Source organism: Citrobacter sp. Cpo045, assembly GCF_030332875.1.
Classification (GTDB): domain Bacteria; phylum Pseudomonadota; class Gammaproteobacteria; order Enterobacterales; family Enterobacteriaceae; genus Citrobacter; species Citrobacter portucalensis.
In genome coordinates this window covers 1-12035 of the sequence record NZ_JAOWGZ010000086.1, presented here as the reverse complement: position 1 = coordinate 12035, position 12035 = coordinate 1, and the positions used below count along the sequence as shown (strand labels likewise).

Below are 12035 nucleotides of genomic sequence, written 5' to 3'. Positions count from 1 at the left end.
ATAAATATCTCTTTCCGCATCAATTATTTATGATGAATACAAATTATCTAGAGTGATAATAAATTACGTATAATGACTCTGTATTTTACAATACGGCATGAACTGATACTAATCAGTTAAATGTTTGTTTTAAAAGGCGCTACTCGGCATGGGGAAGCGCCTTTTTTATTGACGTCACACGGGAGGCTTTGGCGATGAACGCGAGATGTGAACCTGTCTATTTTGGCGATGAATCTAAAAAGATAATCCTGGGCGATGCGCTAACTGAACTGAAAAAACTGCCGTCTGAAAGCGTCGAACTCATTTTTGCTGACCCTCCTTATAACATCGGGAAAGACTTTGACGGGATGGTTGAATCCTGGGACGAAGAGACCTTTCTGGCGTGGTTGTTTGAGTGCATCGACGAGTGCCATCGCATCCTCAAACCACACGGCACCATGTACATCATGAACAGTACGGAGAACATGCCGTACATCGATCTCAAATGCCGCCCGCTTTTTACCATCAAGAGTCGTATCGTGTGGTCATACGATAGCTCAGGAGTACAGGCCAAAAATTACTTTGGTTCGATGTATGAACCGATCCTGATGATGGTAAAAGATCAGAAAAACTACACATTTAATCGTGACGATATTCTGGTTGAAGCCAAAACTGGCGCTAAACGCGCGCTAATAGACTACAGAAAAAACCCGCCGCAGCCCTACAATCAGAAAAAAGTGCCGGGCAATGTCTGGGAGTTCCCACGCGTACGCTATCTGATGGACGAATACGAAAACCACCCCACCCAGAAACCCAAAGCCCTCCTGGAGCGTATAATTCTGGCGTCCTCGAACCCAGATGACAAGGTACTGGATCCGTTTGCCGGCAGCTTCACCACCGGAGCTACCGCCGTGGAATTGGGTCGCAAGTTTGTCGGGATTGAGATCAATACTGAATACGTAAAAATGGGACTCAGAAGACTGAGTATCGGTTCTCATTTTTCAGAAATTGAGCTTGCCAAGGTGAAAAAACGTAAGACAAAAAACCTGTCTAAAAAGAGTCGATTGACGGCAAGGAGTGGCGATCTTTCAACAAAGTAAAGGCATTGTAAGTCTGCTTTTCAGCTTAAAAATTTCGTGTATATTCCCTGCACACTTGGGCATGAATACACAGGGTTTAGGAATGATTCGCAAGTATTGGTGGCTGGTTGTTTTTGCGGTCTTCGTTTTTCTTTTTGATGCGCTGCTCATCCAATGGATAGAGCTGATGACAACAGAGCACGACAAGTGCCGGAATATGAACTCAGTGAATCCCCTTAAGCTGGTCAACTGCGTCGACCTCGAATAGCACCTCAGATAACACTTCGACAGCCGTCAGCCTCTGGCGGTAAAACTATCCGACCTGGTTTTCACTCTGCATTAATTGCATGACGCTACCGTCTGGGCTTAACATTTTTAGTACATTATCAACTAATACTGGAGCTTGCCCATATAGATCATAACTCACTGGATTCATTAACCAGTTTTTTATAATTCCGCTAAAACTACCGTGCAGAATAATGATGATGACATCTAAATCAAGAGTGGTGGCAATCAAATTGTCATCGACACACTTTTGCAGGGAATCACGAATGCTTTGATGACTGATACCTATTTTATCGCGAATATCCTGCTCAGATATCATATCGTTATGAAATTCACACTTATGATATAAAATCTGCATTAATGCCTGCTGACGAGGGTTCTCTGCAATATATTGTAACCCCACCACAAACTTTTCTCGCAATCGCTGTAAAGGGTTATCACCCCAACGACCAATTAACTTGTCCTGAATAAGATCGCGTAAAGGTGGTTGTTGTAACCATAGCTCATTAAACAGTTGAGTTTTATTTTCGAAATGCCAATAGAGTGCGCCACGCGTCACGCTGGCGGCATCCGCAATGTCGTTTAGCGTCGTATTGCTTACGCCACGTGCGGCAAACTGTACAATTGCCGTTTCTATCAGGTGCTGCCGCGTTTTGAGGGCATCAGCTTTCGTTTTTCTGGCCATGGTTCCGACTGTCTGAGGTAGAGTAGAGAATGATTAACTTTCTTATCTAATATTTGCGATACGGAACAAATGTATCACTTAGCATTTATTTAAACGAGTTCTAAAAAATATTATTACGGACTTTGCACACGAATAAACAAAACGAATACCAACAACAAATATATTCATAAACCAAATGTTTATTTCAATTTGTGTTTATGCGAATCATAGTATTGCTATTAACACCACAATGAAACAGCTGTCGATTAATCTTTTTTTGCTTTTACGTGCCGTGTATCGTGCCCATAAATAAGTATTGCTTACATCGCAAGCTAATAATTTGTAGGATAGCCAACTATTATTTTTCTTGTGCGCGTTATCGCCCCCTGCTTTACCCGGTTAATAACGAGCGTTCGGTTTTTTAAGGAATAGAAATGACGAAAAATGCCAGGTTTTCACTCCTGCCCTCATTCATCATCGTCTCCGCTGCATTACTCGCCGGTTGTAACGATCAGGGAGAAACACAAGCTCATCCCGCAGAACCGCAGGTGACTGTCCATATCGTCGAAAAGGCTCCTTTAGCCGTAACGACCGAATTACCCGGGCGCACAACGGCATTCCGAATTGCAGAAGTTCGTCCCCAGGTCAGCGGGATAGTGCTTAAACGGAATTTCACTGAGGGAAGCGATATTGAAGCCGGACAGTCACTTTATCAGATCGATCCCGCGACTTATCAGGCTGACTATGACAGCGCCAAAGGTGAACTGGCGAAGAGTGAAGCGGCGGCTGCAATCGCGCATTTAACGGTAAAACGCTATGTGCCGTTGGTTGGCACCAAGTACATCAGCCAGCAAGAGTACGATCAGGCAATTGCTGATGCTCGTCAGGCCGATGCCTCCGTGATCGCGGCAAAAGCGGCGGTCGAAAGCGCGCGTATCAATCTGGCCTACACCAAAGTGACATCGCCAATTAGCGGACGCATCGGTAAATCTAACGTCACCGAAGGTGCATTAGTCACGAATGGCCAGGCTACTGAGCTTGCTACCGTTCAACAGCTCGATCCCATTTACGTCGACGTGACACAGTCCAGTAACGACTTTATGCGCCTCAAACAGTCCGTTGAACAAGGGAGTCTGCATAAAGACAGCGCCAGCAGTACTGTCGAACTGGTGATGGAAAATGGTCAGTCATACCCGCTAAAAGGCTCTTTGCAGTTTTCTGATGTGACGGTTGATGAAAGCACCGGCTCAATCACCCTCAGAGCCGTGTTCCCTAACCCGCAGCACACGCTGTTGCCGGGCATGTTTGTGCGCGCACGCATTGATGAAGGCGTCCAGCCAAATGCCATTCTCGTTCCGCAGCAGGGGGTAACGCGTACGCCTCGCGGCGATGCCACCGTAATGGTCGTTAACGACAAGAGTCAGGTTGAGTCTCGCGCAGTCGTTGCCGCACAAGCTATTGGTGACAAGTGGCTCATCAGCGAAGGCCTGCAACCGGGTGACAAAGTTATCGTGAGCGGCTTACAGAAAGCACGTCCAGGCGTTCAGGTTAAAGCAACCGCCGATACCGAAACCCCTGCCACGAAAGCCCAATAAGGTAACCGGACATGGCTAACTTTTTTATCAGGCGTCCTATCTTTGCCTGGGTATTGGCTATCATTCTGATGATGGCGGGTGCTCTGGCAATCATGCAACTGCCCGTGGCACAGTACCCGACCATTGCGCCTCCTGCGGTCGCTATTTCTGCCACCTACCCTGGTGCAGATGCACAGACGGTTCAGGATACAGTCACACAGGTTATCGAACAGAATATGAATGGTATCGATAACCTGATGTACATGTCCTCCACCAGCGACTCGGCCGGGAGTGTGACTATTACACTGACTTTCCAGTCCGGTACCGATCCCGATATCGCGCAAGTGCAGGTGCAAAATAAACTGCAGCTCGCCACTCCGCTACTGCCGCAAGAAGTTCAGCAGCAAGGGATCAGCGTCGAGAAATCCAGCAGCAGCTTTTTGATGGTCGCGGGTTTTGTCTCTGACAACCCACAAACCACACAGGATGACATTTCCGACTACGTCGCCTCGAACGTTAAAGACTCAATCAGCCGTCTGAATGGCGTGGGTGACGTGCAGCTGTTTGGTGCACAGTACGCCATGCGCATCTGGCTGGATGCAAACTTATTGAACAAATATCAGCTCACGCCGGTTGATGTGATCAATCAGTTGAAGGTACAGAACGATCAGATTGCCGCAGGTCAGTTAGGGGGGACGCCTGCATTACCTAACCAGCAGCTTAACGCTTCTATCATTGCGCAAACGCGACTGAAAGACCCTGAAGAGTTTGGCAAAGTGACGTTACGCGTGAACAGCGATGGTTCGGTTGTTCACCTGAAAGACGTCGCGCGTATCGAGTTAGGCGGGGAAAACTACAACGTCGTGGCGCGTATTAACGGTAAGCCTGCATCCGGCCTTGGGATCAAGCTGGCAACTGGGGCAAACGCGCTGGATACCGCGAACGCGATTAAAGCCAAGCTGGTTGAACTGCAACCATTCTTCCCGCAGGGAATGAAGGTGGTCTACCCGTACGACACGACGCCATTTGTGACCATCTCCATTCATGAAGTGGTAAAAACACTGTTTGAAGCGATCGTGCTGGTGTTCCTGGTCATGTATTTGTTCCTGCAAAACATCCGGGCAACGCTCATTCCTACCATCGCCGTACCTGTCGTATTGTTGGGCACATTTGCCGTGCTTGCTGCGTTTGGCTACTCAATAAACACCCTGACGATGTTCGGCATGGTGCTCGCCATCGGTCTATTGGTCGATGATGCGATAGTGGTGGTGGAAAACGTGGAACGCGTGATGATGGAGGATCATCTGCCGCCCAAAGAGGCGACGGAAAAATCCATGTCACAAATACAGGGAGCACTGGTTGGTATCGCCATGGTGCTGTCTGCGGTATTTATCCCGATGGCCTTCTTTGGCGGTTCAACCGGGGCTATCTATCGGCAGTTTTCCATCACCATCGTTTCCGCCATGGCACTTTCAGTACTGGTCGCGCTGATCCTGACTCCCGCACTTTGTGCAACGTTGCTGAAGCCGGTATCAGCTGAACATCACGAGAAAAGAAGCGGTTTCTTTGGCTGGTTCAACGCCAAATTCGATCACAGCGTCAATCATTACACCAATAGCGTCAGCGGTATTGTGCGTAAAACTGGGCGTTACCTGGTCGTCTACCTGATAATCGTCATCGGGATGGCGGTGCTGTTTATGCGCCTGCCAACCTCCTTCCTGCCAGAGGAAGATCAGGGCGTCTTCCTGACGATGATTCAACTTCCTGCAGGCGCCACGCAAGAACGCACCCAGAAGGTGCTGGATCAGGTCACCCACTACTACCTGAACAATGAAAAAGCCAACGTTGAAAGCGTCTTTACGGTTAACGGCTTTAGCTTCAGCGGCCAGGGGCAAAACTCAGGGATGGCGTTCGTCAGCCTCAAGCCATGGGAAGAACGTAGCGGTAACGAAAATAACGTTGAATCAATTATCGCCCGCGCTACCCGAGCGTTTAGTCAGATTCGTGATGGTCTGGTGTTCCCTTTCAACATGCCAGCCATCGTTGAACTGGGTACCGCGACGGGCTTCGACTTCGAGCTGATTGATCAGGGCGGGTTGGGGCATGCTGCGCTAACCCAGGCACGTAACCAACTGCTGGGCATGGTTGCCAAACACCCTGACCTGCTGGTTCGTGTGCGTCCAAACGGGCTCGAGGATACCGCACAGTTCAAGCTGGATGTCGATCAGGAGAAAGCGCAAGCGCTTGGTGTCTCACTGTCTGATATCAACGAAACTATCTCAGCTGCGCTGGGCGGCTATTACGTCAATGACTTCATTGACCGTGGACGCGTGAAAAAAGTGTACGTACAAGCCGATGCCAAGTTCCGTATGTTACCGGAGGACATCAATAATCTGTATGTTCGTAGCGCCAATGGCGAAATGGTTCCGTTCTCCACGTTCAGTTCCGCACACTGGATCTACGGCTCACCGCGCCTGGAGCGCTATAACGGTATGCCTTCTATGGAACTGCTGGGAGAAGCAGCGCCTGGCAGAAGTACCGGTGAAGCAATGGCGCTGATGGAAAGCCTGGCGGAAAAACTGCCAAACGGTATTGGTCATGACTGGACGGGGATGTCCTATCAGGAAAGGCTGTCGGGTAACCAGGCACCTGCGCTGTATGCCATCTCGCTAATCGTTGTCTTCCTTTGCCTTGCCGCATTGTATGAAAGCTGGTCTATTCCTTTCTCGGTGATGCTGGTTGTACCGCTCGGTGTTGTGGGCGCATTGTTAGCAGCATCACTGCGTGGGATGAATAACGATGTGTATTTCCAGGTTGGCTTACTAACCACAATCGGCCTCTCGGCTAAGAACGCCATCCTGATCGTCGAGTTTGCCAAAGACCTGATGGATAAAGAAGGCAAGGGGTTGATTGAAGCGACGCTGGAGGCATCGCGCATGCGTCTTCGTCCTATCCTGATGACATCCCTGGCCTTTATTCTGGGGGTTATGCCTCTGGTTATCAGTCACGGTGCAGGTAGTGGTGCGCAGAATGCGGTCGGTACCGGTGTTATGGGAGGAATGCTGACCGCAACATTGTTGGCTATCTTCTTCGTCCCCGTCTTCTTTGTTGTCGTAAGACGGCGTTTTAGTCGGCACAACGATTAATTTGTAAAATAAAGGCGTCTACGGACGCCTTTTTCACCTACGATGCTCCTCTTTATTTATTAGTAAGATAGCCATTTATTTCATTTAAACTATCCCTCTAAACTCGCCTGCAGCCTTTCTTTTTATCCATTATTTTTACAATCCACATGAATTGAGATTATTCCTCATGTCAGTCCTTTTTTAAGAAGTGGTAAAATAATCGCCGAGTTCGCAGATGGCTTAGCGTTTGTCTTTGCTTAATTAGCGAAACGCTTATTTTGAGGTAACACCATGAAAAGATTAATATCCGTTGCACTGCTTACCGCATTCCTGGCTGGCTGTGCACACGATTCTCCTTGCGTACCTGTATACGACGATCAGGGACGCCTGGTTCATACCAATACCTGTATGAAAGGCACCACCCAGGATAACTGGGAAACAGCCGGAGCCATCGCCGGTGGTGCTGCAGCCGTTGCCGGACTGACGCTTGGGATTGTCGCCCTGACCAAATAAATCATATTAAAAGCGCGGTTATTACCGCGCTTTTAGCAATAAGCATAAAATCTACATATAAGACAAAACGTTGCTTAATAGAACCTGACATGTAATAAAATTATTATAGATTTCACTCACACATCCGCGATTTGAAATTAGCATTTTTTCTGTTTTTCGTAACACCACATTTTCTTTTCATTATTCTCACGTCATTAATATTAACGCCAGAAATCGTTATCACGCGTCCTGTCTGATTTTTAAATTTTTTGCGCCGAAATGTGGCTTACGTTTCAATTTTGCACCACTTCAGGGCGCTGCATTTATTTTTTCCTGTCTACACTCTGCATATTGCGTCGAATAATCAGGCGCAAAAAACTGGCACTACCTTTGCTTAAAAGAGTATGGCCAAAGCCACAGACAGGTAAAAGACGTTTTCAGAACGTTTCCATAACAATAATTCCTCCACACAGGATGCTCTATGAAAAAGATGATAATCGCCAGCCTGGCTGCGGCCGGTGTGCTGCTTGCTGTTGCAAATCAGGCACATGCCGGCGCAACACTTGATGCCGTAAAGAAAAAAGGGTTTGTGCAATGTGGGATCAGCGACGGCTTGCCTGGCTTTTCTTACGCCGATGCAAGCGGCAAGTTCTCGGGTATTGATGTTGATGTATGTCGTGGCGTTGCCTCCGCCGTATTTGGCGATGATAGTAAAGTAAAATATACCCCGCTCACCGCCAAGGAACGCTTTACCGCATTACAGTCTGGTGAAGTCGACATGCTCTCTCGTAATACCACGTGGACCTCTTCTCGTGATGCCGGTATGGGCATGTCCTTCACTGGTGTAACGTATTACGACGGCATTGGCTTTCTTACCCACAATAAAGCAGGCCTGAAGAGCGCTAAAGAGCTGGATGGTGCAACGGTCTGTATTCAGGCGGGAACCGATACCGAACTAAACGTGGCCGACTACTTTAAAGCCAACAAGATGAAGTACACCCCCGTCACCTTTGACCGTTCGGATGAATCAGCCAAAGCTCTGGAATCTGGACGTTGCGATACGCTGGCTTCCGACCAGTCTCAGCTGTATGCCCTACGCATCAAGCTGAGCAATCCTGCGGAATGGATCGTCCTGCCAGAAGTTATTTCTAAAGAACCTCTGGGACCTGTCGTACGTCGTGGGGACGATGAGTGGTTCTCCATTGTTCGCTGGACGCTGTTCGCCATGCTAAATGCGGAAGAAATGGGTGTTAACTCGAAAAACGTCGATGACAAAGCGGCTAATCCAGCAACACCGGATATGGCACACCTGTTGGGTAAAGAAGGGGATTATGGCAAGGATCTGAAGCTTGATAACAAATGGGCCTACAACATTATCAAGCAGGTTGGTAACTATTCGGAGATCTTTGAACGTAACGTTGGATCGGAAAGTCCGCTGAAGATCAAACGTGGACAGAACAACCTCTGGAATAACGGTGGCATTCAGTATGCGCCACCGGTGCGCTAATGCGTAGTGATGTAACGGGCGCCGCAACTGCGGCGCTCAGCCCAGAGTCATAGTTACTGAGGTTTTCTTATGTTCCATCGCCGCTCAACCGTAAAAGGATCGTTATCCTTTTCTAACCCTGCGGTCCGCGCCTGGTTATTTCAAATACTCGCCATCATTGCGGTTATCAGCATTGCGGTCTATCTCATTCATAACACGATAAATAACCTGAACAATAGCGGTATTACCTCGGGGTTTTCTTTTCTCGATCGCAGCGCCGGATTTGGCATTGTCCAGCATCTGATCGATTACGAGCAAGGCGATACGTATGGTCGTGTCTTTGTGGTCGGCCTGCTCAATACTCTGTTAGTTTCAGCACTGTGCATTGTTTTCGCATCAATTCTCGGTTTCTTTCTCGGGTTGGCACGCCTGTCAGATAACTGGTTATTGCGAAAGCTCTCGACGATCTACATCGAAACGTTCCGCAATATACCGCCGCTGCTGCAGATCTTCTTCTGGTATTTCGCCGTATTACGTAATCTGCCCGGCCCACGCCAGGCCGTTAACGCGCTGGATTTGATGTTCCTGAGTAACCGGGGGCTCTATATTCCGGCCCCGCAAATGGGAGAAGGTTTTTTTGCCTTTTGTACCGCTGTCGTTATCGCTCTCGTCGTCACCATCGGATTATTTCGCTTCAACAGAATGCATCAGACCAAAACCGGTCAGCTACGTCGGACCTGGCCCACGGCTCTGGCGTTGATCGTACTTTTACCGGTGATTTCACAGTGGATGTTTGGCACTGCGCTTCACTGGGATATTCCCGCGCTCCGTGGTTTTAACTTCCGTGGCGGTATGGTGCTTATTCCTGAACTGGCGGCACTGACTCTGGCGCTTTCGGTATATACCTCGGCATTTATTGCAGAAATTATTCGGGCGGGCATTCAGGCCGTTCCTTACGGCCAACATGAAGCCGCACGCTCGCTGGGTCTGCCAAATCCGGTGACGTTACGCCAGGTAATCATTCCACAGGCGCTACGCGTCATCATACCCCCACTGACCAGCCAGTACCTGAATATCGTCAAGAACTCTTCTCTTGCAGCCGCCATTGGCTACCCGGACATGGTTTCACTGTTTGCCGGCACGGTACTCAATCAAACAGGGCAAGCCATTGAAACGATCGCCATCACCATGTCGGTATACCTGATCATCAGTCTGAGTATTTCTTTGCTGATGAATATTTATAACCGCCGTATTGCACTGATTGAGCGCTAAGGAGCCATGATGACAAAAGCACTGCTGTCTCACCCCTCGCGCCAGCGCAGCAATCCGGCACGCCGCAGTCTACTCTGGGTGCGTAAAAACCTGTTCTCCAGCTGGTCAAATAGCCTGCTCACCCTGCTATGCGTATGGCTGATTTGGTCATTTCTCCCGCCACTGTTGAACTGGGTGTTCTTTCAGGCCAACTGGGTCGGTTCTACCCGGGCAGACTGTACCAAAGCGGGAGCCTGCTGGGTGTTCATCCATGAACGCTTCGGGCAATTCATGTATGGGCTTTATCCACACGATCAGCGTTGGCGCGTAAATCTGGCCCTGATAATTGGTCTGGCTTCTATTGTTCCGATGTTCTGGAAAACCATTCCCCACCGTGGCCGTTATATCGCTATCTGGGCAGTCATATATCCGATTGTCGTCTGGTGGCTGATGTACGGTGGTTTTTTCGGACTTGAACGCGTAGAAACCCGGCAGTGGGGCGGATTAACACTGACGCTTATTATTGCATCCGTGGGGATTGCAGGCGCGCTTCCATGGGGCATTTTACTGGCGTTGGGACGTCGTTCCCATATGCCAGTCGTGCGGGTTTTATCCGTCATTTTCATTGAGTTCTGGCGCGGTGTACCGTTGATTACCGTTCTGTTTATGTCCTCGGTCATGCTTCCTCTGTTTATGTCCGAAGGAACCAGTATCGACAAGCTTATCCGGGCGCTGGTCGGCGTTATTCTTTTCCAGTCGGCCTATGTCGCAGAAGTGGTTCGCGGAGGGTTACAGGCCCTACCGAAAGGTCAGTATGAGGCCGCGGAATCACTGGCGCTAGGGTACTGGAAAACTCAGGGGCTGGTCATTCTTCCGCAAGCCCTCAAGCTGGTTATCCCTGGTCTGGTTAACACGATTATCGCCCTGTTCAAGGATACCAGCCTGGTCATCATCATCGGTCTGTTTGATCTCTTCAGTAGCGTACAGCAGGCAACTGTGGACCCTGCGTGGCTGGGTATGTCGACAGAAGGATATGTTTTCGCTGCACTGATTTACTGGATCTTCTGTTTCAGTATGTCGCGTTACAGCCAACATCTGGAAAAACGTTTTAACACCGGGCGTACACCGCACTGAGGAATTTATGAGCCAATTATTAATGCCGTCTACCGACGCGATGATTACGCTGGAAAACGTCAACAAATGGTACGGACAGTTTCATGTCCTGAAAAACATCAACCTGAAGGTAAAACAGGGAGAGCGCATCGTATTATGCGGGCCTTCCGGTTCGGGTAAATCGACAACTATCCGCTGTATTAACCATCTGGAAGAACATCAGCAAGGACGCATAGTAGTGGATGGGATTGAGCTCAATGAAGACATCCGCAATATTGAGCGCGTCCGACAAGAAGTTGGCATGGTCTTTCAGCACTTTAATCTCTTTCCTCATTTGACTGTCTTGCAAAACTGCACGCTGGCGCCTATCTGGGTGCAAAAGATGCCGAAAAAAGAGGCTGAAGTACTGGCAATGCACTACCTTGAGCGGGTCCGCATTGCCGAACATGCACATAAATATCCCGGGCAAATCTCTGGTGGACAACAACAGCGCGTGGCCATTGCACGCTCGCTGTGTATGAAACCCAAAATCATGTTATTTGATGAACCCACATCAGCGTTGGATCCTGAAATGGTAAAAGAAGTGCTGGATACCATGATAGGTCTGGCGCAATCGGGCATGACCATGCTATGTGTAACCCATGAAATGGGCTTTGCCCGCACAGTAGCTGATCGGGTGATCTTTATGGATCTTGGCGAGATTGTGGAACAGGCACCACCGGATGAGTTTTTTGCTCACCCCAAATCGGAACGCACTCGCGCGTTTTTATCGCAGGTTATTCATTAAATATATATGCCGGATAAAGTTCCGGTGGATTTGTCCTCCTCAGGAGAGCGCTCGCCGACAAACAACAGATAAAACAAAAGGCCCAGTCTTTCGACTGAGCCTTTCGCTTTTATTTGATGTCTGGCAGTTCCCTACTCTCGCATGGGGAGACCCCACACTACCATCGGCGCTACGGCGTTTCACTTCTGAGTTCGGCATGG

At 49.0% G+C, this 12035-nt stretch carries 10 protein-coding genes and 1 rRNA gene; 9 read left to right on the top strand and 2 right to left on the bottom strand.

The annotated features are described in order from the left end of the window. Positions 1-194 precede the first annotated feature (194 nt). Together yhdJ and OGY13_RS06605 are read left to right on the top strand one after the other, a co-directional pair. Positions 195-1079 carry an adenine-specific DNA-methyltransferase gene (yhdJ, locus tag OGY13_RS06610; RefSeq protein WP_103284658.1) on the top strand — a complete coding sequence of 295 codons (885 nt, stop codon included), beginning with the start codon at positions 195-197 and terminating at the stop codon, positions 1077-1079. Positions 1080-1161: 82 nt separating this feature from the next. Then, on the top strand, positions 1162-1326 hold the full coding sequence (locus OGY13_RS06605) for a DUF2556 family protein (protein ID WP_003025279.1): 165 nt from the start codon (positions 1162-1164) through the stop codon (positions 1324-1326). Positions 1327-1371: 45 nt separating this feature from the next. Here OGY13_RS06605 and envR read toward each other — a convergent pair whose 3' ends face one another. Beyond that, positions 1372-2028 carry an acrEF/envCD operon transcriptional regulator gene (gene envR / locus OGY13_RS06600; RefSeq protein ID WP_008785973.1) on the bottom strand — a complete coding sequence of 219 codons (657 nt, stop codon included), beginning with the start codon at positions 2026-2028 and terminating at the stop codon, positions 1372-1374. Positions 2029-2441: 413 nt separating this feature from the next. Here envR and OGY13_RS06595 point away from each other — a divergent pair, with 413 nt between their 5' ends. The 7 genes from OGY13_RS06595 to OGY13_RS06565 all read left to right on the top strand — a co-directional run bounded on the left by OGY13_RS06595 (position 2442) and on the right by OGY13_RS06565 (position 11835). Further along, positions 2442-3602: an efflux RND transporter periplasmic adaptor subunit gene (locus OGY13_RS06595; protein WP_060683116.1), complete on the top strand. Its 1161-nt coding sequence runs from the start codon at positions 2442-2444 to the stop codon at positions 3600-3602. An 11-nt stretch (positions 3603-3613) separates the two neighbouring features. Then, positions 3614-6727, top strand: a complete 3114-nt coding sequence (locus OGY13_RS06590) for an efflux RND transporter permease subunit (RefSeq protein WP_008785975.1) — start codon at positions 3614-3616, stop codon at positions 6725-6727. A 270-nt stretch (positions 6728-6997) separates the two neighbouring features. Continuing rightward, entirely contained in the window at positions 6998-7219 is a 222-nt protein-coding gene (locus OGY13_RS06585) for a lipoprotein (RefSeq protein WP_003025292.1), read from the top strand. Positions 7220-7679: 460 nt separating this feature from the next. Next, positions 7680-8705: an amino acid ABC transporter substrate-binding protein gene (locus OGY13_RS06580; RefSeq protein WP_048225761.1), complete on the top strand. Its 1026-nt coding sequence runs from the start codon at positions 7680-7682 to the stop codon at positions 8703-8705. A 69-nt stretch (positions 8706-8774) separates the two neighbouring features. Further along, the gene (locus OGY13_RS06575) at positions 8775-9956 is read left to right on the top strand and encodes an amino acid ABC transporter permease (protein ID WP_213752414.1); all 1182 of its coding nucleotides are present in this window, start codon (positions 8775-8777) and stop codon (positions 9954-9956) included. Between the two features lie 9 nt (positions 9957-9965). Continuing rightward, positions 9966-11069: an amino acid ABC transporter permease gene (locus OGY13_RS06570; RefSeq protein WP_213752433.1), complete on the top strand. Its 1104-nt coding sequence runs from the start codon at positions 9966-9968 to the stop codon at positions 11067-11069. Between the two features lie 7 nt (positions 11070-11076). Then, positions 11077-11835, top strand: a complete 759-nt coding sequence (locus OGY13_RS06565; RefSeq protein ID WP_003025300.1) for an amino acid ABC transporter ATP-binding protein — start codon at positions 11077-11079, stop codon at positions 11833-11835. Between the two features lie 118 nt (positions 11836-11953). Here the strand turns inward: OGY13_RS06565 and rrf are convergent. Continuing rightward, a 5S ribosomal RNA gene (rrf, locus tag OGY13_RS25110) occupies positions 11954-12035 on the bottom strand; the annotation flags it as partial.